This is a genomic window from Modestobacter sp. SYSU DS0904, assembly GCF_054051115.1.
This window is the reverse complement of sequence record NZ_JBJHAQ010000030.1, coordinates 16,395-38,409: the sequence shown is the minus strand read 5'-3', so window position 1 is coordinate 38,409 and position 22,015 is coordinate 16,395. Positions and strand designations below refer to the sequence as shown.

Sequence of the window (22,015 nt, the reverse complement as noted above, 5' to 3'; positions counted from 1 at the left end):
CTGCTCCCCACCGCTCGCAGGCTCGCGGCGGGCCCCTGCAGAGAGGCCGGGGGACGGGGGTGAGGATGGTCGGCGATGAGCACCGTTGACCCGGCCACCTCGCCGGCCTCCGCACCCCTGCCCGAGTCCCACCCGCTGGCGGCGCCCTCGACGCTGCCCTACCAGCTGCCGCCCTTCGCCGAGCTCACCGTCGAGCAGGTGCGGGAGGCGCTGCTGGCCGGCATGGCCGAGCAGCGGGCCGAGGTCGCGGCGATCGTGGCCGACCCCGCCGGGCCGACCTTCGACAACACCGTCGTGGCGCTCGAGCGGTCCGGGCAGCTGCTGGCCCGCGCCGAGCGGGTGTTCGCCAACCTGACCTCGGCGGTCTCCTCCGACCGGGTCCGCGAGATCGAGCGGGAGATCGCCCCGCTCGCCGCGGCGCACGCCGACGCGCTCCTGCTCGACCCGGCGCTGTTCGCCCGGGTCGACGCCGTCCACGCCGGCCGCCACGACGCAGGTCTGGACCCCGAGTCGCTGCGGCTGGTCGAGCGGTACCACCTCGACTTCGTCCTCTCCGGCGCCGCCCTCGACGACGCCGGCCGCGACCAGCTGCGCGAGCTCAACCAGCGGCTCGCCGGCCTGAACACCCGCTTCGACCAGAACCTGCAGCTGGCCACCGAGGCCGCCGCCGTGCTGGTCACCGACCCCGCCGAGCTCGACGGGCTGTCCCCGGCGCAGGTCGCCGCGGCGGCCGGCGCGGCCGCCGAACGCGGCCACGAGGGCGCCTTCCTGCTCACCCTGGTGCTGCCCAGCGGACAGCCCGCGCTGGCCCGGCTGCGCAACCGCGACCTGCGGCGCCGGCTGTACGAGGCGTCGGTGACCCGGGCCTCGGGGGGCGAGCACGACAACGGCCCGGTGGCCGCGGAGATCGCCACCGTCCGCGCGGTGCGTGCCCGGCTGCTCGGCTTCGGCACCCACGCCGACCTGGTCGCCGCCGACCAGACCGCGCAGACCTCAGCCGCGGTCGACGGGCTGCTCGGCGAGCTGGTCGCCCCCGCGGTGGCCAACGCCCACGCCGAGGCCGGGGTGCTCGCCGAGCTGGCCGCCGCCGACGGGATCGAGCTCGCCCCCTGGGACTGGGGGTACTACTCCGAGCGGATCCGCGCCGAGCGCTACGCCGTCGACAGCGCCGCGCTGCGGCCGTGGTTCGAGCTGGACCGGGTGCTGGTCGACGGCGTCTTCCGGGCCGCCGAACTGGTCTACGGCTACACGTTCGCCCCGCGGCCGGACCTCGTCGGCTACCACCCCGACACCCGGGTCTGGGAGGTCTTCGGCGCCGACGGCGAGCCGGTGGGCCTGTACCTGGGCGACTTCCACGCCCGCGAGGGCAAGCGCGGTGGGGCCTGGATGAGCGCCTTCGTCACCCAGTCGCGGCTGCTGGGCACCCGGCCGGTGGTCTTCAACAACCTCAACGTCACCAAGCCCGCGGCCGGCGAGCCCACGCTGCTGACGCTGGACGAGGTGAACACCCTCTTCCACGAGTTCGGCCACGCGCTGCACGGCCTGTTCTCCGACGTCACCTACCCGCGGTTCTCCGGCACCAGCGTGCCGCGGGACTTCGTCGAGTACCCCAGCCAGGTCAACGAGATGTGGGCGCTGTGGCCCGAGGTGCTGGCCTCCTACGCCCGCCACGTCGAGACCGGTGAGCCGCTGGGCCAGGAGGTCGTCGAGGCGCTCGAGGCCGCGGCGCTGTGGGGCGAGGGCTTCGCCACCCTGGAGTACCTGGCCGCCACCCTGCTCGACCAGGCCTGGCACCGGATCGCCCCGGACACCGACGTCAGCGACCCGCAGGCGTTCGAGGCGCAGGCACTGGCCGACGCCGGGGTGGCCTACGACCTGGTGCCGCCGCGCTACCGGACGACGTACTTCCAGCACGTCTTCGCCGGCGGCTACTCGGCCGGGTACTACTCCTACATCTGGTCGGAGGTGCTCGACGCCGACACCGTGGAGTGGTTCAAGGAGAACGGGGGCCTGCGCCGGGAGAACGGCGACGTCTTCCGCGATCGGCTGCTCTCCCGCGGCGGCTCGGTCGACCCGCTCGGCGCCTTCCGCGCCGTCCGCGGTCGCGATGCCGACACCGGCCCGCTGCTCCGCCGCCGGGGGCTCAGCTCATCGCGGTCCTGACGGACCGCACCGCGGCCACTGCCCGGTGCCAGGGGCGCTGAGCCGTTGCGAGGGACCCCGATCGGAGGCCTCCGGCCCCCACCCGGGGTCCCTCAGTCGCTGGCGCGACGGATCCGTACCGCCGGTCGTTCTGGAGACCGTCCTCCCGGACTCACAACCACGGGAGTCGGAGCACCAGGTCGAGGTCGTCGGGGGCCGCGCCGTCGCGGACCAGCCGGTTGGGCTGGTGGTGGCCGCACCGCGTGCAGCGGTGCACCACCTGCCAGCCCTTCCCGGACTTCTCCACCAGGCCGACCGGCTCCATCGGCGCCCGGCACTCGCTCGCGCGGTCACCGGGCCGGTCGTCGACGTGCAACGACCACAGACACCACGGGCAGTGGTTGCGGTAGTGGCCGTCGGAGTTGGCCGGCACCGGCGTCGCGCAGTGCACGCAGTCGAACGAGGTGTTCTCCGCCCGTCGGGACCGTGCGCGCCCGTCGTCCACCGTGCTGGTCACCACGGGGTCAGGGGACGAACGGCTCGACGGCCAGGACCTTCACCGAGATGTCGTTGCCGTTCGGCGCGGTGTAGGTGACCGTCGACCCGGGCTTCGCGCCCACGATGGCCGCGCCGAGCGCGGACTCGGGCGAGTAGACGGTCAGGTCCGTGGTGCCGGCGATCTCGCGTGAGCCGAGCAGGAACTTCTCGGTGTCGTCCTCGTCGCCGTCGAAGGCGATGGTGATCACGGTGCCGACGGCGGCCTTGGTCGCCGTCGTGGGCGGCTCGCCGACCCGGGCCTTGCGCAGCAGGTCGGTGAGCTGGCGGATCCGGCCCTCCTGCTTGCCCTGCTCCTCGCGGGCCGCGTGGTAGCCGCCGTTCTCCTTGAGGTCACCCTCCTCGCGGCGGTCGTTGATCTCCTTGGCCATGGCCGGACGGTTCGCCACCAGCTGGTCGAGCTCGGCGCGCAGCCGGTCGTGGGCCTCCTGCGTCAGCCAGACGCCCTGGTCCTGCTCGTCGGTCGGGGTGGACAAGGATGACTCCCGGTGCTCGAATTGCGACCCCCAGTCAGGGGTCACCGTGCGGTCAATCCGAGCAACGTAACACCGGAACGTGACCGCACGCACGGTCCTGGAGCCGAGGGGGCGCGTGACGACGCGCGTCGACGGGGGATGATGGTCGGCGTGAGCGAACCGGATCAGCTGCGCCTGCTCGCGGTGCACGCCCATCCCGACGACGAGTCGAGCAAGGGCGCCGCGACCATGGCCAAGTACGTCGCCGAGGGTGTCCGCGTCATGGTGGCCACCTGCACCGGGGGGGAGCGCGGGTCCGTGCTCAACCCCGCCATGGACCGCCCCGAGGTCTGGGAGCGGATCACCGAGCTGCGGATGGAGGAGATGGCCCGGGCGCGCGAGATCCTCGGGGTGGAGCAGGAGTTCCTCGGCTTCGTCGACTCCGGCCTGCCGGAGGGCGACCCGCTGCCGCCGCTGCCGGACGGCTGCTTCGCGCTGGTGCCGATCGAGGAGGCCGCCGCCCCGCTGGTGGCGCTGATCCGCCGGTTCCGGCCCCAGGTGATCACCACCTACGACGAGCGCGGCGGGTACCCCCACCCCGACCACATCAAGACCCACGAGATCTCGGTGCACGCCTTCGAGGCCGCCGGCGACCCGGACCGGTACCCCGAGCTGGGCGACCCGTGGCAGCCGAGCAAGCTCTACTACCACATGAGCTTCACGCTGCCCCGGTACAAGGCCCTGCACGAGGCGATGCTCGCCACCGGCGCGGAGTCGCCGTACACGGAGTGGCTGGAGACCTGGGACGAGAGCCGGGACATGTCCCACCGGGTCACCACCCGGGTGCCCTGCGCGGAGTACTTCCCGGTCCGGGACGCCGCGCTGATCGCGCACGCCACCCAGATCGACCCCACCGGGCGCTGGTTCTCGGTCCCGATCGACGTGCAGACCGACACCTGGCCCACCGAGGACTACGAGCTGGCCCGCTCGGTGGTCGACTCCCGGCTGCCGGAGGACGACCTCTTCGCCGGCGTGCGCACCTCGGAGCGTGCCGCGTGAACGCCGCGTTCGTGGAGGTCCTGGCCTTCGTCGACCAGGGGCCGGAGCAGCTGCCGGAGGACGTCGGCAAGTCCGGCCCGCTGGGCCTGCTGCTCATCGTCGTGCTGCTGATCGCGATCCTCTTCCTCGTCCGGTCGATGACCAAGCACCTCAAGCGGCTGCCGACGAGCTTCGACCCGGCCGACCAGGTGCCGGACAGCCCGGCCGGGCTCGTCGACGACCGGCCCGCGCGGGAGTCCGGGGAGGAGCTGCTGGAGACCCTGCGGCGCGCCCCGCGGGCGATCGAGCCACCCCGGCCCGGGAACCCCGACCGGGGCTGACCCGGACGGGGGAGTGCACCGGTGTCCCGGCCCACCGCCGGGACACCGGTCGGCCAGGATCACCGGATGGCCTCCGCGCGGACCCGCGACCCCGAGCAGCGCGACCCCGCCTCCGGCCTCGGGCGCTGGGGCACGCGACTGCTGGAGTGGGCGGAGAACGTCGTCTACGCCGGGATCGCGCTGTTCCCGGTGCTCACCGCCCTGGTGCTGCTCGTCCTGGCCGGCCGCACCACCTGGCAGCTGACCAGCGACTTCTCCCAGACGCCGATCCTGGAGCTGCTCGACGTCCTGCTGCTGGTGTTCATCGTCGTCGAGCTCCTCTTCGCCGTCCGGACGACCGTCGAGCAGCGTCAGCTGGTCGCCGAGCCGTTCCTGCTGGTCGGGGTGATCGCCTCGATCAAGGAGATCGTGGTGCTCTCCGTCGAGGCGGCGAGCGCGCTGGGCCGGGGCGCGGAGTTCGACGACCGGATCACCGAGATCGCCGTCCTGGGCGTCCTCGTCGTGCTGCTCGGTGCCACCGCCTGGATGCTGCGGCGCAAGGAACGCGAGCCCGACGAGGGTGAGGGGTAGCGCGTCACCACCGGTGCGCCACGTCGATCACCAGCCGCGGGGTGTGGCCGGTGTTCGGGGTGCCCGCCAGGACGAAGACCCGGAAGGGCAGCCGGGCGCGGACGCCGAGCCCCAGGGTGCTCCGGCCCTCGTAGGACCCGGCCCACGCCACCTGTCGGAAGGTGGTGAAGGAGGAGACGTCCACCACCTCGCCGCGGTCGGCCGGGACGAACGTCGGGTTGCCGTGCTCGTCGTGGGCCGGGGCCCCGACGACGACCTGCAGGGCCGCGCCGCCGCGGAGGGGGACCAGTGCACCGGTCCCCTCGGCGGTGACCTGCGGGACGTAGCGCACGTCGTAGGACCCGAACCAGGCGTCCTGACCGCCGACGTCGAACACCAGGCGGTCGAAGCACTCGTGCCGGCCGGCACGGACGCCGTTGAGGCTCTCGCGGTCGTGGGCCTCGGCCGCCTTGGGCAGCGAGCCCCAGGTGATGCCGCACCAGGGGGCGGCTGCGGCCGGGCCGGCGAGCCCGAGCAGGCTGCCGATCGCAGCCGCGACGACGAGGACGAGGGACAGGGGACGGGGACGGTTCACGGCTGCCTCCGGGGGTGATGGGCGACACCGGAAGCGTCCTCGGACACGCCGATCGACCACCAGGCGGACCGGTACGTCACAACGGATGAACCGTGCTCCGGCCGGCTGGCAGATCTCGTCGAGCCGGCGGGGCGTCGTCGCTGATCAGAGCCGCGAGGTGGCTGAGGGCAGGGCCGGTCGGGCGCCACCGATCACCCGTCGGCGGGTCCGGTCACCAGTGGTGGGCGACGTCCACGACCACCCGGGCGCCGTCGGGCGAACCCGGGGCGCCGTCGAGCACGAGCACCCGGAACGGCAGCCGGGCGCGGGTGCCGACGGCCAGCGACGTCTGCCCCTCGAAGGAGCCGGCCCAGGCCACCTGCTCCAGCGTGCGCGCGCCCCGGACGTCGACGACGTGAGCCGGGTCGGCGGGCAGGTGGGTGGCGCCCCGGGAGGCGTCGTAGGCCGGCGCCCGCACGACCACCTGCAGGACGGCGCCACCGTCGACCGGCACCGGCGTGCCGGACCCCTGGGCGCTGACCTGGTCGACGTACCGCACGTCGTAGCCGCCCGCGCGCCCCGCCTCGAGGTCGACCACCAGCCGGTCGAAGCAGGGGTGCTGGCCCGCCCGGACGTCGGTGACCTGGCCGGCGGGCCGCTCCACGACGGCCGTGGCCTCCGGCAGCGAGCCCCAGTGGAGGCCGCACCAGGGGCCCTGCGTCGCGGACGCGGGCAGCGGGGCGCCCAGCACCACGAGAGCCGTGGCGGCGGCTGTCACCAGTGCGCTGCGTGCTCGGGTCGGTGTCATGCTCGACCTCCTCCGTCGGTCCCCCAGGGGTGCGCCGTCCGGTGGTCCGCCAACCCCACGACACCGGATCGTCATGTCCCGGGCGGGCCCGGGCCGCGCATGGTGGCGGAAGAACGGGTAGCCCTGCGGGATGTCGAACCGACTGGCCTCCGCGACCTCGCCGTACCTGCTCCAGCACGCCGACAACCCCGTCGACTGGCGCGAGTGGGGGCCCGAGGCGTTCGCCGAGGCGCGGGAGCGCGGGGTCCCGGTGCTCGTCTCGGTCGGCTACGCCGCCTGCCACTGGTGCCACGTGATGGCCCACGAGTCGTTCGAGGACCCCGCGACCGCGGCGCAGATGAACGCCGGGTTCGTCTGCGTGAAGGTCGACCGGGAGGAGCGGCCGGACGTCGACAGCGTCTACATGGCCGCCACCCAGGCGCTCACCGGGCAGGGCGGGTGGCCGATGACCGTCTTCACCACCCCCGACGGCGCACCGTTCTACTGCGGCACCTACTTCCCACCCCGGCCGCACCCGCAGCTGCCGGCCTTCCGGCGGGTGCTCGCGGCGGTCAGCGACGCGTGGGCGACGCGCCGGGACGAACTGGAGCACGCGGGTGGCGAGATCGTCGCCGGCATCTCCGGCCGGCTGGACCTCGGCGACCCGGCCCCGCTGTCGGCCGACCTGCTGGACGGCGCGGTCGCCACCCTCGCCGACTCCTACGACCGGGCGGCCGGGGGCTTCGGTGCGGCGCCGAAGTTCCCGCCGGCGATGCTGCTGGAGTTCCTGCTCCGGGCGCACGCCCGGCGGGGAGACGAGCAGACGCTGCGGATGGCCGTCGGGACGGCGGAGGCGATGGCCCGCGGGGGCATCCACGACCAGCTGGCCGGCGGGTTCGCCCGGTACGCCGTCGACGACCGCTGGGTGGTGCCGCACTTCGAGAAGATGCTCTACGACAACGCCCTGCTGCTGCGCGTGTACTCGCACCTCTGGCGGACCACCGGCCTGGGCTGGGCCCGGCGGGTGGCCGACGAGGCCGCCGCGTTCCTGCTGCGCGACCTGGGCACCGCCGAGGGTGGCTTCGCCTCGGCGCTGGACGCCGACACCGAGGGCGTCGAGGGGCTGACCTACGTCTGGACCCCGGCCCAGCTGGCCGAGGTGCTGGGCGAGGACGACGGCGCCTGGGCCGCCGACCTGTTCTCCGTGACCGCCGAGGGCACCTTCGAGCACGGCACCTCCACGCTGCAGCTGCTGGACGACCCCGACGACCCGGTCCGCTACGCCCGGGTGCGGGCCGCGCTGACCGATGCGCGTGCCGGCCGCCCGCAACCGGCGCGCGACGACAAGGTGGTGACCGCCTGGAACGGGCTGGCGATCGCCGCGCTGGCCGACCACGGGGCGCTCACCGGCGACGAGCGGCTGGTGGGCGCCGCCCGTCGCGCCGCCGAGCTGCTGCACCGCACCCACTGGGTGGCCGGGCGGCTGCGGCGCGCCTCCCGGGACGGCGTCGTCGGCGCCCACGCCGGGGTGCTGGAGGACTACGGCGACCTGGCCGAGGGGCTGCTGGCGTTGCACGCGGCCAGCGCAGAGGGGCGGTGGCTGGCGTGGGCCGGGGAGCTGCTCGCCGTCGTCGCCGACCAGTTCGTCGACGCGGACGGCGCGTGGCACGACACCGCGGCCGACGCCGAGGCGCTGGTGCACCGCCCGTTCGACCCCGCCGACGGGCCCACGCCGGCCGGCATCGCCGCGGCCGCCGGTGCGCTGGTCACCCACGCCGCGCTGGCCGGCGCACCCGGGGACCGGGCGCGCGGCGAGGCGGCGTTGGCGACGCTCGCCCGGCTCGTGGAACACGCGCCGCAGGCCGCCGGCTGGGCGGCCGCGGTGGGGGAGGCGCTGCTCGCCGGACCGCTGGAGGTGGCGGTGAGCGGCCCGGCCGGCCCCGAGCGGGACGCGCTGGCGGCCGCGGCCCGGGCCAGCACCAGCCCCGGCGCCGTCGTGGTGGCGGGCGAGCCGGATGCGCCCGGGGTGCCCCTGCTGGCCGACCGGCCCCCGCTGGGCGGCCGCCCAGCGGCCTACGTCTGCCGCGGGTTCGTCTGCTCGGCGCCGGTCGTCGACGTGTCCGCTCTGAGCGAAGCGATGACCCCATCGCGCGACTGATTACACGATTACATTTGTGTGTGTCGTCGTTCCCGAGGAGGGCACCGTGCACGCACACCACCACCACCGCTTCCCGCCCGAGGGCTTTCCCGGCCGTGGCCGGGCCCGCGGCCGGGGGGTCGACGCCCCGCCGCCGGTCGAGCGGGCCGAGGTGGCCGGCTGGTTCGCCGGCCGGCTGCCCGACGACTGGTTCACCGCGCCCGTCGAGCTGACCATCGACCGGGACGAGATCACCGTCGTCGGCGCCGTCCCGGAGCCCGACGCCGGGGACGGCGACCCGACGGCGGCCCGCGCCGGGCGGATCGCCCGCTTCCGCGAGCAGACCCGCCAGCAGCGGATGGCGATCGCCGATGCCGCGCAGGCGCGCTACGGCCGCTCGGTGGCCTGGGGCGCCACCTGCGGTGACGTCCGCGAGGTCTTCACCACCGTCTCGGTGCCGGTGATGACCCGGCTGCGCCAGCCCGAGCGCCTGGTGCTCGACACGCTGGTCGACGCCGGTGTCGCCCGGTCCCGCTCGGAGGCCCTGGTCTGGGCGGTGCGGCTGGTCGGGCAGCACGCCGACGAGTGGCTGGCCGAGCTGCGGGCGGCGATGGCGTCGGTGGAGGAGGTCCGGGCCCGCGGCCCGCAGTAGCAGGGCGCCGTCCCGGCATCGGGGACACTGGGTTGGTGCCGACCACCGCGGAGCCCGCCGAGACCGACGTCCTCGTGGTGGGAGCGGGGCCGGCGGGCTCGGCGGCGGCCGCCTGGGCCGCGCGGTCGGGCGCCGAGGTCGTCCTCGCCGACGCCGCCGTCTTCCCGCGTGACAAGACCTGCGGCGACGGGCTGACCCCCCGCGCGATGGGTGAGCTCGACAGGCTCGGCCTCGGGGACTGGGTCCGCGCCCGCGGCCGCAACCGCGGCCTGCGCGCCGCCGGGTTCGGCCAGGAGCTGCTGCTGCCCTGGCCCGGCGGCGCGCTGCCCGACCACGGCGGTGCGGTGCCCCGCACCGAGCTGGACGCCCGGATCCGCGGCGTCGCCGTCGACGCCGGCGCGGTCCCGCTGGACGGCGCCCGGGCGGTGGACGTCGAGCGGGACGGCGACCGGGTGGCTGCGGTGGTCTTCCGCCGTCCCGACGACTCGACGACGACGGTCGCCTGCCGGCGGCTGGTGGTCGCCGACGGGGTGCGCTCCCCGCTGGGCAAGGTGCTGGGCCGGGAGTGGCACCGGGAGACCGCCTACGGCGTGGCCGCCCGGGGGTACGTGCGGTCGGGCCGCAGCGACGACGAGTGGATCTCCTCGCACCTGGAGCTGCGCGGCGCCGGGGGCGAGCTGCTGTCCGGCTACGGCTGGGTGTTCCCGCTGGGGGCGGAGGCCGGCGAGGTGAACGTCGGGGTGGGCACGCTGGCCACCGAGAAGCGCCCGGCCGACGTCCGGTTGCGCAGCCTGCTGGAGCTCTACACCGACCAGCGGCGCGAGGAGTGGCAGATCGAGGGCGCCGTCCGCGCGCCGGCGAGCGCGCTGCTGCCGATGGGTGGTGCGGTCTCGGGGGTGGCCGGGCGCAACTGGGCGCTGATCGGGGACGCCGCGGGCTGCGTGAACCCGCTCAACGGCGAGGGCATCGACTACGGCCTGGAGACCGGGCGCAGCCTGGTCGAGCTGTTCGACGAGGCGGACTGGTCGCGGGCCTGGCCGGCGACGCTGCGGCGGCACTACGGCGAGGCGTTCTCCATCGCCCGCCGGCTGGCGGGGCTGCTCACCGTGCCCCGGTTCTTGCCGGCCGCCGGGCCGGTGGGGATGCGGTCGCGGGTGCTGATGACCGTGGCGCTGCGGGTGATGGGAAACCTGGTCACCGAGGCCGACCGCGACGTCGTCGCCCGCGCCTGGCGCACCGCCGGCAAGCTGTCCCTGAAGCTCGACGCCCGGCCCCCGTTCACCTGAGCGGTGGGACGGCGGTGTGGCGGCCGGAGGCCGTCCGCCGCCGTCGCACGACGCGAGCCGGCCCGGACGGACCCGCGAGCGGAGCTCGCAGAGGCTTGCGGCCGCGGGGCCGGAGGCTCCCGGCTGCGGGGCTCGAAACGGCTCAGCGCAGGCCGGGCACGGCACCTGGCCGCGGTGCGATCCGGCAGGATCGCGGTGACACCGGCCGCGGTGTGATCCGGAGGATCACGAAGCAATCGGGCTGTTGTAGATGACGAAGTAGATGGCGATGTAGTGGCAGGCGGCGGCCACGATCGTCATCGCGTGGAAGACCTCGTGGTAGCCGAAGGTGCCCGGCCAGGGGTTGGGCCACTTGCTCGCGTAGGCGATCGCGCCGGCGCTGTAGAGCAGACCCCCGGCGGCGAGCAGCACCAGCGCGGTGACGCCGGCCAGCTGCAGGATGTCGACCAGCACGAACACCGCCGCCCAGCCCAGCGCCAGGTAGATCGGCACGCCCAGCCAGCGGGGGGAGGTCGGCCAGGCCACCTTCAGCGCCACCCCCAGGGCGGCCCCGGACCACACGAGGGTGAGCAGCCACCGGCCGGTGGGTTCGGGGACGGCCAGCAGGGCGAAGGGGGTGTAGGTGCCGGCGATGAACACGAAGATCATCGAGTGGTCGGCGCGTTTCATCAGCTTCCAGCCGCGCGGGGACCACCGGCGGCGGTGGTACAGCGCGCTGGTGCCGAACAGCCCGAGGATGGTGACGCAGTAGAGCGCGACCGACCAGCCGGCGCGGGCGCTCTGGACGGCGGCCAGCGGGATGAGCACGGCGGCGGCGATGATCGACCCGAAGAAGGCGAACAGGTGCAGCCAGCCGCGCAGCCGGGGCCGGGTGTCGGGGTGGTCGAAGTCCTTGTCGCCGTAGTCGGCGACGGTCCAGCGGCCGTCCTGCTCGACCGCCTCGACGCGTTCACCCTCGCGCTGGACGGTGTCGAGGGCCTGGTCGATCGGGCCCTCCACCTCGGCGCCGTCGGCCTGGACCCGCGCGGGTTCGCGGCGGTCGGATGGTGCGCTCATGGGCCGAGGTTACGAAGCCGTAGGTCCGTCGTCATCTCCTGGCGGCTGTGACCTCGCTGTCGGTCCCGGGTGTGCGTCCAGCCGCGGGGGGCCGCGGGTCCTAGGGTGAGCGCCGTGGGGGTGAGAGCGAAGGTCCGGAACCTGCTCACCGCCGTGTACGAGCGCCGGCTGGCGCGCGGCCTGATCGGCGCGGACACCCCCCGCCACGTCGGCGTGATCATCGACGGGAACCGCCGCTGGGCCCGGGCGATCGGTCTGGAGGACGTCAGCGAGGGCCATCGCCGCGGTGCGGACAAGATCGCCGACCTGCTGCGCTGGTGCGACGAGGCGGGCGTGGAGGTGGTCACCCTCTTCCTCCTCTCCACCGACAACCTGCAGCGTCCCGAGCCGGAGCTGACCCCGCTGCTGCGGATCATCGAGGGGGTGGCCTGCGACCTGGCCGGCCCGGACCGCCGCTGGCACCTGCGGGCGGTCGGTGCGCTGGAGCTGCTGCCGGCGGAGACGGTGGCGGTGCTGAAGCAGGCCGAGGAGGACACCCGCGACCGGCCGGGGGCCTCGGTCAACCTGGCGGTCGGCTACGGCGGGCGGCGGGAGATCGCCGACGCCGTCCGGTCGTTGCTGGCCGAGCACGCCGCGCGCGGGACGTCGCTGGACGAGCTGGTCGAGGTGCTCGACGTCGACCACATCGCCGAGCACCTGTACACCCGCGGGCAGCCCGACCCGGACCTGGTGATCCGGACCAGCGGGGAGCAGCGGCTGTCGGGCTTCCTGCTGTGGCAGACCGCCCACTCGGAGTTCCACTTCACCGACGTCTACTGGCCGGAGTTCCGCCGCGTCGACCTGCTGCGGGCGCTGCGCGCCTACGCGGCCCGGCACCGCCGCTTCGGGGGCTGACCGCAGCGGCTGCGAGACTGCGGGACATGACCGCCGGCGCCCTGGACCTCCCGCTCGAGTACGTGCGACTGGGGCTGCGCTTCGACCGGCTGGAGCCGGGCTTCGTCGACGCCTACACCGGCGACCCCCGGCTGCGCGCCCAGGTCGCCGACGAGCCGGCGCCCACCCCGGCCGGCCTGCGGGACCAGGCCCGGGCGCTGCTGGCCGAGCTGGACTCCGCGGCGCTGCCCGCCGCCCGCGCCGAGTTCCTCCGCGGTCAGCTCACCGGGCTGGAGTGCTCGGCCCGGAAGATGGGTGCGGAGCCGGTCGGCTACCTGGCCGAGGTGCGCGCCTACTTCCAGGTCGACGTCGCCCTCGGCGACCCGGCCGAGTACGCCGCGGCCCACGAGGCGCTGGGCGAGCTGCTGCCGGGCAGCGGCACGCTCGCCGAGCGGTACGCGGCGCACCGCCGCCGGGAGGAGTGCCCACCGCAGCGGCTGGAGGCGGCCGTCCACGCGCTCTCCTCGGCGCTGCGTGACCGGGTGCGCGGCCGGTACGGCCTGCCCGAGGCCGAGACGGTGCGGTACGAGGTGGTCACCGACAAGCCGTGGTCGGGGTTCAACTACTACGAGGGCGACTACCGCTCGCGGGTGGCGATCAACGCCGACCTGCCGCACCGGATGGCGCAGCTGCCGCACCTGGTGGCCCACGAGTCCTACCCCGGCCACCACACCGAGCACTGCCGCAAGGAGCGGGGCCTGGTCGAGCGGGACGAGCACGTGGAGCACACCGTGTTTCTGGTGAACACCCCCGAGTGCCTGATGGCGGAGGGCCTCGCCGACCTGGGCCTGGAGGCCGCGGTGGGCGAGGGCTGGGGAGCCTGGTCCGCCGAGGTGCTCGGCGACCTGGGGCTGCGGTTCGACGGCGGGCTGGCCGAGCGGGTCGCGGCGGCCGCGGCACCGCTGAACCGGGTGCGGCAGGACGCCGCGATCCTGCTGCACGACCGGGGGGCGGACCCCGACGAGGTGATCCGCCACCTGCAGCAGTGGGCGCTGGTCAGCCACGACCGGGCGGTCCAGCAGTTGCGCTTCCTCACCGATCCGCTGTGGCGGGCCTACATCACCACCTACGTCGAGGGCTACGACCTGCTGGCGCGGTGGCTGGCGGCGCGGCCGGCCGAGCAGCCCGTGGCCGACCGCTTCGTCCGGTTGCTGGACGAGCCGCTGACACCGGCGGCGGTCACCGCCGAGCTCGCGGTCGCCTGACCGTGTCGACGGGGACGACCGCGGCCGAGCGGCGGACGCTGGGGCTCTGGACGGCGGGGTGGCTGTTCGTGCTGCTGGTGGCGGGGCTGCTGTGGCTGGGTGACCTGTCGTTGCAGTGGCCGGTGCTGCTCGTGCCCGTGCTGTGGGCCGCCGTCGCCGTCCGCCCGCGCCGCGGGAGCTGACCCGGGGCCTGTGTTTCGGGCAGGAGAACAGCCGATGGCGATCGCTTCGCGTGTCACCCCTTCGCGTGTCACGCCGGCGCTTCTGTCGGGGTGAGGGCCTAACGTCCGCAGTGGACGGGGAGCCCGCCTCACCGTCCTCGGGAGGCCCGGTTGGTGCGACAGCGATCGTCGACCAGAGGGGCCGAGTCCCGGCCCCTGCGCCGGGACCCGGTCACCTTCGAGCCGGGGCGCGCCTTGTCACCAGGGTGGCGTCCCTCGGGAGTCGTCATGACCGAGCTTGCGAGGTCCCAGCAGCACAGCAGCCCCGCGAACGCGGTGCCGAGCGCCAGCGAGGTGGCCGCGTGAGCACTCGCCGCCGCACGTACGTCCTCGACACCTCCGTCCTGCTCTCCGATCCGGGAGCGCTGCTGCGCTTCGCCGAGCACGAGGTGGTGCTCCCGCTGGTGGTCATCGGGGAGCTGGAGGACAAGCGCGACCACCCGGAGCTGGGCTGGTTCGCCCGGCAGACGCTGCGCCGGCTGGACGACCTGCGCGTCCAGCACGGCCGGCTCGACGCCCCGGTCCCGGTGGGGGAGGACGGCGGCACGCTGCACGTCGAGCTCAACCACAGCGACCCCTCGTCGCTGCCCGCCGGCTTCCGCAACGACAGCAACGACTCCCGGATCATGGTGGTCGCGCTGAACCTGCGGGCGGAGGGCCGGGACGTCTGCCTGGTGACCAAGGACGTCCCGCTGCGGGTGAAGGCGGCCGCCGTGGGGCTGCCCGCCGAGGAGTACCGCGGGCTGGGCATCGTGGACGCCGGGTGGACCGGCATGACCGAGCTGTCGCTGGACGACGCGGAGATCAGCGAGCTCTACGACGCCGGATCGGTGTTCCTGCCGGCCGCCGCCGAGCTGCCCACGCACACCGGGCTGGTGCTGCTGTCCTCCCGCGGTTCGGCGCTGGGCCGGGTCACCCCGGACAAGCAGGTGCGCCTGGTGCGCGGTGACCGGGAGGCGTTCGGGCTGCACGGGCGCTCGGCGGAGCAGCGGATCGCGCTGGACCTGCTGCTGGACCCCGAGATCGGGATCGTGTCGATGGGTGGGCGCGCCGGCACCGGCAAGTCGGCGCTGGCGCTCTGCGCGGGCCTGGACTCGGTGATGGAGCGGCGGGCGCACAAGAAGGTGGTCATCTTCCGCCCGCTGTACGCCGTCGGCGGGCAGGAGCTGGGCTACCTGCCCGGCAGCGAGGGCGAGAAGATGGCGCCCTGGGCGCAGGCGGTCTTCGACACCCTGGGGGCGCTGGTCTCCGGTGACGTCGTCGAGGAGATCCTCGCGCGGGGGCTGATCGAGGTGCTGCCGCTGACCCACATCCGCGGCCGCTCGCTGCACGACTCGTTCGTGATCGTCGACGAGGCGCAGTCGCTGGAGCGTGGGGTGCTGCTGACCGTGCTGTCCCGGCTGGGCACCAACTCCCGCGTCGTGCTCACCCACGACGTGGCGCAGCGGGACAACCTGCGGGTCGGCCGGCACGACGGCGTCACCGCGGTGATCGAGGCGCTCAAGGGGCACCCGCTGTTCGCGCACGTGACGCTGACCCGCTCGGAGCGCTCGCCGATCGCCGCCCTGGTCACCGAGATGCTGGAGGACCTCCCGCACTGACCCGGCCAGCGCCGTCGCCCGCCCAGGAGCCACCCGGCCGGGCGCCGGCGCAGGGTGCCTCCCACGTTCTCGGGTCGCTCTCCTCGTGCTCCAACGCGTGGGAAGCGGCCGGAGAGCGTGTGACGCGGTCACCGGACCGGTCGGGCGAGGGCTCGTGCGACCCGGTCGACGACGACCTGCGGGGTGTCCAGCTCGACCCAGACCCAGCGCACCACGCCCCACCGCTCGTCGCGGAGGGCGTCCTCCCGCCGCTTCTCCTCGAACACGGCGTCCCCGGGTGACTGCCCCGGGCGGAGTAACCGGCCGTACTTGATCCGACCGTCGAACTCACCGAGCAGTCGCTGCTGCCGCCAGCCGAAGTCACTGCGGCCGACGAACGCACCGTCGAACCGGTGGACCGCGACCTGCAGGTCGGGCACGGGCAGCCCCGCCTCGATCATGACCGCGCGGCTCCGGCTCTCCCCGACGCTCTCGCTGCGCCGATCCGCCGCGGTCACCACCCGCCGGGCCCCACGACTGCCCCGGTTGCCGGCGGCTGCCGCCGCCACGTCGACGAGCTCGGCGGGCGTCGTCAGCCCGTGGTGCAGCGCGGCATCGGCCACGGCGAGCGCGGGCGCGAAGGGCAGCGACCGCGCGAGGTCGACCACCGTGCGGGCCACACCGGTGACCGTCAGCCCGTCGACCACCACCACGTCATCCACCGCCAGGCGTGCGGCATGGGAATGCAGGCGGCTCTCCCGGACGGCGCGCGCAGGCGGCTGCCTGGTGACGTGGACGTGGTGCAGTGGGACGCCCCACAGCGGGAGCCCGTGCACGGCCGCGGCCGAGGCATGACTCACCACCGCCGGGGTGCGCAGGCCGGACACGGTGGCCCGCACCCGGAGGAGATGACGGTGCCGAGGGGCGACGTCACCCGGCCCCACCAGGTAGGCGCCGCGCTGCAGCGTCGTCCACTCCCCGCGGCGGCGGAGCCGGCGGATCTCGTCGTCGGCCAGGCCGGCGGCGAGTGCTCGAGATCGCAGGACCACAGTCGGCGGGCGCTCCGTGGGATCCATGCGCCCACGGTGCCGCCGCCCGGGGCACCGGTGACCAGCCCCGGGTCGCCTGTGGACACGGCCGCGGGTTGTGGACGGCGGGCCCGCCGAGCCCCGGACCCGTCACGCTTTCACGCTCTTCGCGCGCATCCCACGGGCTGCTGCGCGTGGCAGGCACGCGATGGGCGTGGAAGGCGGGTCCGTCAGGAGTCGCGCTCAGGGCGCCGGCGGCTGCTCCGGGGCCGGGTCGGCCGGGGCGGTGGCCGGCCTCCGCGGGGCCATGCGGGCCGGGGCGGTGGCCCAGACCACCAGCCCGACGGCCACCCACGCCGCGCCCAGGCACCACAGCACCCGGATGAGCACCTCGTCGGTGGTGAAGTCGCCCCGGAAGCCCATCGCCAGGACGGGGATGGCCAGCACGAAGCCGGTCAGCAGGACGTCCTTGCGCAACGGGTCGATCACCCCTCCAGCTCCTCCAGCCGCTCGCACAGCAGCGAGGCCCAGCGGTGGGCGGTGGCCCGGACGCCGTCGATCAGCGCCACCGGCACCCGGAGGTGGCCGAGCACGGCGGCCGGGTCGGCGGTCGCGTCGGTGTCCTGCACGACCACCGCGTCGAGCCGGGGCAGCCCGTCGAGCCACGGGACCAGGTCCTCGGGCTTGCGGGTCGAGTCGAGCACGGCCCAGACCGCCGTGGGCGACCAGACGGCCAGCATGTGCTCCAGCCACGGTCCGCCGGCGGTGCGAAGCGGCGCGTCCACGGCGACGATCGTGACCGTGCCGGCCGAGGCGCTGGTCCGGCGGCGCTCGAGCGCGGTCTCCAGGGAGCTGATCCGGCTGGACTGCGGGGCGAGGTGCGCGAGCGCGCCGGAGCTGGCCCACTGCACGGCCTCGGGGTCCAGCCGCAGCGTCAGCGCCAGGGCGCGGGCCGTCGCGAAGGTCTCCGCGCCCGGTCCGACGACCAGCAGCACCTCGCCCGGCTCGACCGGGAAGCGCGGTGCCGGCGGCAGGTGGTCGGTGAGGCTCCGGGTGAGTGCCGCGTACACCCCGCGGGCGGCGACGTCGGCGAGGAAGTCGGGGCCCAGCAGCGTGTGCGGCACGCCGAGGGTGAGCAGCCGGATGACGAACTCCTCGGCGAGGCTGACCGCGTAGGGCTCGATCTCGGCCGACCGCACCGGCACCAGCCGGGTGACCGTGGCCAGCCGGCCTTCGGACTCCGCCTCGGCCGTGGGGGCGGCCGGCGGGGTCGGCGCGGCGGGCAGCTCGATGCGCACCGGTCGGGTGACCAGCGGGAGCCGGCTGCCCGCGGGGCGGGCCGGGGGCACCGGCGGCCGGGACCGCAGCAGCGGCGGGGCGCCGTCGGAACCGGAGAACCGCTGCGGGGGCAGCAGGGACAGCGGGGGGAGCACGGTCGTGGCGTCCAGCGGCAGCGGAGCCGGGTCGCTCGCGGTGCGGGCCAGCGCCGTGGACAGCACCGGCGCGGTCATCCGGTGCGCCTGGACGGGCTCGGGCTCCCACGCTGCGGTGCGCCGCGGCGCCTCCTCGACCAGGACGGCGTCGACGACCCGCTGCGGGCCGGTCGCGGCGGTGGTCCACTCGTAGCGGCCGTCGGCCCGGTAGGCGCCGGTGTCGTAGGCGCCGGTGTCGTCGGTGTCGAGGTCGCCGGTGTCGAGGTCGTCGACGGGGGCGTAGGCCCAGGGCCGCGGGACGTCGCGGACCGGGGGCACGGCAGGGCGGGAGCCGGCCGGCCCGGGGAGCGCGAACTCGGTGGTGGCCGGCGCCCCGGTGGGTGCGGTGTCCTCGGTGACCGGCTCGGGGAAACGGTGCCGGCCACGGCCCGAGCCGTTGGCGGCGAGCACCTGCTCGAGCAGGTCGGCCAGCTCGTCGTCGGCGCTGCGCACCGACTCGACCATGGAGAGGGGGGCTGCGCGGCGACCGGCCTCGGCGGCCTCTTCAGCACGAGCGGCCTCGGCTGCGGCCCGGGCGGCCGCCTCGGCGGCTGCTGCCTCCTCCTGGACCCGCGCGGCCTCGAGCCGGGCCGCCTCCAGCTGGGCGGCCTCGACGCGCGCGGCCTCCAGCCGGGCTGCCTCCGCGGCGGCCTCGGCAGCTGCGGCCTCCGCCTCGGCCTCGATCCGGGCCGCCTCCGCGGCGGCCTCGGCAGCTGCGGCCTCCGCCTCGGCCTCGATCCGGGCTGCCTCGGCGGCGGCCTGGGCCTCGGCCTCGGCCTTGATCCGGGCGGCCTCGGCGGCGGCCTGGGCCTCGGCCTCGGCCTTGATCCGGGCGGCCTGGGCCGCGGCGGCGGCCTCGGCCTCGGCGGTGATCCGCGCCGCTTCCAGCCGGGCTGCCTCGGCGGCGGCGGCCTCCAGCCGCGCCGCCTGCAGCCGGGCGGCCTCGGCGGCCACGGCCTCGGCCGCGGCGGCCTCGATCCGGGCTGCTTCGGCGGCGGCGGCCTGGCGGCGCGCGGCGTCGGCCGCATCGGACTCCAGCCGGGCGGCCTCCGCGGCGGCCGCCTCGGCCTCCGCGACGTCGGCGACGGCCGACTGCACCTGCGCGTCGCTGGACACCATCCGGGTCAGCGCCGCGGCGAACGGCGACGGGGCGGCCCCGGTGGTCACCGGCTCCTCCTCGTGCTCCGGGGGCGCGGCGAGCTCGTCGGGCGACAGCATGAGGGTGGCGCGGGCCGGGGTGAACGGCCTGGCGGCCGGAGCCGCCGGTCGCGCACCCGCGCCGGACCGGCGCGGGCCCGCCGTCGAGCTGCCGGCCGACGCCGGGGCACGGCTCGACGACGCAACGCCAGACGACGCAGGGCGGGACGACGCGGCGCGGGACGACGTGGCGCGGGACGACGTGGCGCGGGACGGCGAGGCCGGGGTGCCCTCCGGTGCGGCCGGCTGCTCGCGCACGCTGGTGCCGAACAGCCCGGCGGCGGGCCGGGGCGCGGCGGCCGGGGTCGCGGCGGGGGACTCCGCGGGCCGGGGCACACCGGTGCGGGAGTACAGCCCCACGGCCGGCTCGGCGGCGGGGTCGTCACCGAACAGGTCGGAGAGCTCCTCCATCCGGTCCGCCAGCGAGGCCCGGGCCACCCGCGGCGCGGCGGGCGCGGCAGCCGGCTGAGGGGTGTCGACGGCCTTCGGCAGCTCCACCTCGGCGATGTAGCGCTCGGAGGCGAAGAAGCCGAGCATCCCGCCGGAGCGGATCCTGCGGACCCCGACGACGCGGGCGGTGGGCCCGAACTCCGCACGCGCCGCGGCGATCGCCTCGTCCCGCGTGGCGGCCTCAACGGATCGCGACGGCACCGCTCACCACTCCCAGTGACTCGATCTGGGCCGTGCGGGACACCTCGTTGTAGGAGATGACCGACAGCCGGGGCAGGACCTGGCGGACCAGGCGGGACAGCGCGGCTCGCACCTGCGGCGAGCACACGAGGACAGGGGAGAGGTTCATCCGGTCGGCCTCCTCGAGGAGGTCGGCGCAGCCGCGGACCAGCGCGTCGACGGTGTTGCCGTCGAGTGCGAGCACCTGACCGCCCTCGGTCGGCCGGACGGCCTCCAGCAGTCGCTGCTCGAAGGTCGGGTCCAGGGTGATCACGTGCAGCCGCTCGTCCGGGGTGACGTACGGGTGGCTGATCGCGGCCCCCAGCGCCGTGCGGACCGCCTCGACCAGGCCGTCCAGGTCGGTGGAGACCCGGGCCCGCATCGAGAGGGCCTCGAAGATCCGGACCAGGTCGCGGATGGAGACGCCCTCGTCCAGCAGGGCCTGCAGCACGCGCTGCACCTCGCCCAGGCTGAGCAGCCCGGGCGTGAGCTCCTCCACGACCGCCGGGTGGGTGCGGCGGACCATCTCCACCAGCACCTTGACGTCCTCCCGGCCCAGCAGCGACGAGGCGTTCTGCCGGACGACCTCGGCCAGGTGGGTGGTGATCACCGAGGAGCGGTCGACGACGGTCGCCCCGGCCATCTCGGCCTGCCGCTGCAGCTCGGCGGGCACCCACTTGGCGGCCAGGCCGAACACCGGCTCGCGGGTGGCCTTGCCGGGCAGCCCGTCGAGGTGGTCGCCGATGGCGAGCACGGTGCCGGCCGGCGAGGTGCCCTTGGCCGCGGGGACGCCGTTGAGCCAGATGACGTACTGCGAGGCGGGCAGGTCCAGGTTGTCCCGGGTGCGGACCAGCGGGATGACCAGCCCGGTCTCCATCGCGACCTTGCGGCGCAGCGCCTTCACCCGGTCCAGCAGGTCGCCGCCGCGGGCGGTGTCGACCAGCTCGACCAGGTCGAAGGCGACCTCGAGCTCCAGCGGGTCGACCCGCATCCGGTCGGCGATCGACTCCGGGGAGTCCGGCTGCGGCTCGGCCGCCGCGGCGTCCGCGGGGGTGCTCTCGTCGTCGTCCTCGTCGACCCTGTCGGTCAGCCGGGTGGAGATGAACAGGACCACGCCACCGATCACCAGGAACGGCAGCTTGGGCAGACCGGGGATCAGGCACAGGGCGATCGCGGCGATGCCGGCGATGCGCACCGGCTGCTTGTTGCGGCTGAGCTGGCTGATCAGGTCCGACCCCATGTCGCCCTGGGAGGCCGAGCGGGTGACGATCAGGCCGGTGGCGGTGGAGATCAGCAGCGCCGGGATCTGGGAGACCAGCCCGTCGCCCACGCTCAGCAGCGAGTAGGTCGAGATGGCCTCGCCGGGGGCCATGCCCTTCTGCATGATCCCGATGGCGAAGCCGCCGATCAGGTTGATCAACGTGACGATGATGGCGGCGATGGCGTCGCCCTTGACGAACTTGCTGGCGCCGTCCATCGAGCCGTAGAAGTCGGCCTCGGAGGTGACCTCGCTGCGCCGCTTGCGGGCCTGCTTCTCGTTGATCAGGCCGGCGTTCAGGTCGGCGTCGATCGCCATCTGCTTGCCGGGCATCGCGTCGAGGGTGAAGCGGGCACCGACCTCGGCGACGCGGCCGGCACCGTTGGTGATGACGACGAACTGGATGATCGTGAGGATCACGAAGATCACCAGGCCGACGATCAGCGAGCCGCCGATCACGAAGTGGCCGAAGGCCTCGATGACCTTGCCGGCGTAGCCGTCGGTGAGCACCAGCCGGGTCGAGGAGACGTTGAGAGCCAGGCGCATCAGCGTCGCGATCAGCACCAGCGACGGGAAGATCGCGAAGTCCAGGGGCCGCTTGATGTTCATCGACACCAGCAGGATCAGCAGCGACCCGACGATGTTCAGCGCCAGGAGCAGGTCCAGCACGGCGGCCGGCAGCGGCACGACGAGCATCAGGACGATGGAGACGACCCCGATGGGGACGGCCGCCTTCGTCAGCTTGCCCACGAGACCTCTTCTCCTGTGCTGTGCGGTGCCGGCGGTGACCGGGGACGCCGCAGCGCCCCCTCCACCGCCGTTCTCGGCAGTCCCGGGAACGGCCGGTACCGCACTGCACCGTGGGTCACATCCGCGTCGC

20 protein-coding genes are annotated in these 22,015 nt (G+C 75.0%); 11 read left to right on the top strand and 9 right to left on the bottom strand.

Annotated elements, in window-relative coordinates:
• Positions 1-75 precede the first annotated feature (75 nt).
• Positions 76-2,163 carry a M3 family metallopeptidase gene (locus ACI79U_RS16790; protein WP_457069403.1) on the top strand — a complete coding sequence of 696 codons (2,088 nt, stop codon included), beginning with the start codon at positions 76-78 and terminating at the stop codon, positions 2,161-2,163.
• Positions 2,164-2,314: 151 nt separating this feature from the next.
• Here ACI79U_RS16790 and ACI79U_RS16785 read toward each other — a convergent pair whose 3' ends face one another.
• Both ACI79U_RS16785 and greA read right to left on the bottom strand, forming a co-directional pair.
• On the bottom strand, positions 2,315-2,662 hold the full coding sequence (locus tag ACI79U_RS16785; protein ID WP_457069405.1) for an RNHCP domain-containing protein: 348 nt from the start codon (positions 2,660-2,662) through the stop codon (positions 2,315-2,317).
• A 4-nt stretch (positions 2,663-2,666) separates the two neighbouring features.
• Entirely contained in the window at positions 2,667-3,173 is a 507-nt protein-coding gene (gene greA, locus ACI79U_RS16780) for a transcription elongation factor GreA (RefSeq protein WP_457069407.1), read from the bottom strand.
• Positions 3,174-3,323: 150 nt separating this feature from the next.
• Between greA and mca the strand changes: the two genes are divergently transcribed.
• From mca to ACI79U_RS16765, 3 genes are all read left to right on the top strand, one after another.
• The gene (mca, locus tag ACI79U_RS16775; protein WP_457069409.1) at positions 3,324-4,211 is read left to right on the top strand and encodes a mycothiol conjugate amidase Mca; all 888 of its coding nucleotides are present in this window, start codon (positions 3,324-3,326) and stop codon (positions 4,209-4,211) included.
• Complete coding sequence (locus tag ACI79U_RS16770; protein ID WP_457069411.1) at positions 4,208-4,531, top strand: hypothetical protein; 324 nt, start codon at positions 4,208-4,210, stop codon at positions 4,529-4,531. The genes mca and ACI79U_RS16770 overlap by 4 nt, the downstream gene beginning before the upstream one ends.
• 66 nt (positions 4,532-4,597) lie before the next feature.
• A complete protein-coding gene (locus ACI79U_RS16765; protein WP_457069413.1) occupies positions 4,598-5,101 on the top strand; it encodes a phosphate-starvation-inducible PsiE family protein in 504 nt (167 codons plus the stop codon).
• Positions 5,102-5,105: 4 nt separating this feature from the next.
• Here ACI79U_RS16765 and ACI79U_RS16760 read toward each other — a convergent pair whose 3' ends face one another.
• Positions 5,106-5,675 (bottom strand): AMIN-like domain-containing (lipo)protein, encoded by a 570-nt coding sequence (locus ACI79U_RS16760; RefSeq protein WP_457069415.1) that lies wholly within the window; start codon positions 5,673-5,675, stop codon positions 5,106-5,108.
• Positions 5,676-5,886: 211 nt separating this feature from the next.
• Complete coding sequence (locus ACI79U_RS16755) at positions 5,887-6,462, bottom strand: AMIN-like domain-containing (lipo)protein (protein ID WP_457069417.1); 576 nt, start codon at positions 6,460-6,462, stop codon at positions 5,887-5,889.
• 130 nt (positions 6,463-6,592) lie between these two features.
• On the opposite strand from ACI79U_RS16755, the gene ACI79U_RS16750 reads away from it, so the two are divergent.
• Genes ACI79U_RS16750 through ACI79U_RS16740 form a run of 3 tightly spaced genes read left to right on the top strand, consistent with a single transcriptional unit; the run spans position 6,593 to position 10,516 of the window.
• The gene (locus tag ACI79U_RS16750; protein ID WP_457069419.1) at positions 6,593-8,599 is read left to right on the top strand and encodes a thioredoxin domain-containing protein; all 2,007 of its coding nucleotides are present in this window, start codon (positions 6,593-6,595) and stop codon (positions 8,597-8,599) included.
• Positions 8,600-8,645: 46 nt separating this feature from the next.
• Positions 8,646-9,230 carry a hypothetical protein gene (locus ACI79U_RS16745; protein ID WP_457069421.1) on the top strand — a complete coding sequence of 195 codons (585 nt, stop codon included), beginning with the start codon at positions 8,646-8,648 and terminating at the stop codon, positions 9,228-9,230.
• 35 nt (positions 9,231-9,265) lie between these two features.
• Complete coding sequence (locus ACI79U_RS16740) at positions 9,266-10,516, top strand: geranylgeranyl reductase family protein (protein ID WP_457069423.1); 1,251 nt, start codon at positions 9,266-9,268, stop codon at positions 10,514-10,516.
• A gap of 225 nt (positions 10,517-10,741) precedes the next feature.
• Here the strand turns inward: ACI79U_RS16740 and trhA are convergent, their stop codons facing one another.
• Complete coding sequence (gene trhA / locus ACI79U_RS16735; protein ID WP_457069425.1) at positions 10,742-11,572, bottom strand: PAQR family membrane homeostasis protein TrhA; 831 nt, start codon at positions 11,570-11,572, stop codon at positions 10,742-10,744.
• 114 nt (positions 11,573-11,686) lie between these two features.
• Between trhA and ACI79U_RS16730 the strand changes: the two genes are divergently transcribed.
• From ACI79U_RS16730 to ACI79U_RS16715, 4 genes are all read left to right on the top strand, one after another.
• On the top strand, positions 11,687-12,466 hold the full coding sequence (locus ACI79U_RS16730) for an isoprenyl transferase (protein ID WP_457069427.1): 780 nt from the start codon (positions 11,687-11,689) through the stop codon (positions 12,464-12,466).
• 26 nt (positions 12,467-12,492) lie between these two features.
• The gene (locus ACI79U_RS16725) at positions 12,493-13,710 is read left to right on the top strand and encodes a DUF885 domain-containing protein (RefSeq protein ID WP_457069429.1); all 1,218 of its coding nucleotides are present in this window, start codon (positions 12,493-12,495) and stop codon (positions 13,708-13,710) included.
• Positions 13,711-13,712: 2 nt separating this feature from the next.
• The gene (locus ACI79U_RS16720; RefSeq protein ID WP_457069431.1) at positions 13,713-13,892 is read left to right on the top strand and encodes a hypothetical protein; all 180 of its coding nucleotides are present in this window, start codon (positions 13,713-13,715) and stop codon (positions 13,890-13,892) included.
• A gap of 341 nt (positions 13,893-14,233) precedes the next feature.
• Complete coding sequence (locus ACI79U_RS16715) at positions 14,234-15,532, top strand: PhoH family protein (protein ID WP_457069433.1); 1,299 nt, start codon at positions 14,234-14,236, stop codon at positions 15,530-15,532.
• 128 nt (positions 15,533-15,660) lie between these two features.
• Here the strand turns inward: ACI79U_RS16715 and ACI79U_RS16710 are convergent, their stop codons facing one another.
• The 4 genes from ACI79U_RS16710 to flhA all read right to left on the bottom strand — a co-directional run bounded on the left by ACI79U_RS16710 (position 15,661) and on the right by flhA (position 21,885).
• Entirely contained in the window at positions 15,661-16,587 is a 927-nt protein-coding gene (locus ACI79U_RS16710) for a hypothetical protein (protein WP_457069435.1), read from the bottom strand.
• 195 nt (positions 16,588-16,782) lie between these two features.
• Positions 16,783-17,028, bottom strand: a complete 246-nt coding sequence (locus ACI79U_RS16705) for a hypothetical protein (RefSeq protein ID WP_457069437.1) — start codon at positions 17,026-17,028, stop codon at positions 16,783-16,785.
• Positions 17,025-19,859 carry a hypothetical protein gene (locus ACI79U_RS16700; protein WP_457069439.1) on the bottom strand — a complete coding sequence of 945 codons (2,835 nt, stop codon included), beginning with the start codon at positions 19,857-19,859 and terminating at the stop codon, positions 17,025-17,027. The genes ACI79U_RS16705 and ACI79U_RS16700 overlap by 4 nt, the downstream gene beginning before the upstream one ends.
• Entirely contained in the window at positions 19,840-21,885 is a 2,046-nt protein-coding gene (gene flhA / locus ACI79U_RS16695) for a flagellar biosynthesis protein FlhA (protein WP_457069441.1), read from the bottom strand. The genes ACI79U_RS16700 and flhA overlap by 20 nt, the downstream gene beginning before the upstream one ends.
• Between the last annotated feature and the right edge of the window lie 130 nt (positions 21,886-22,015).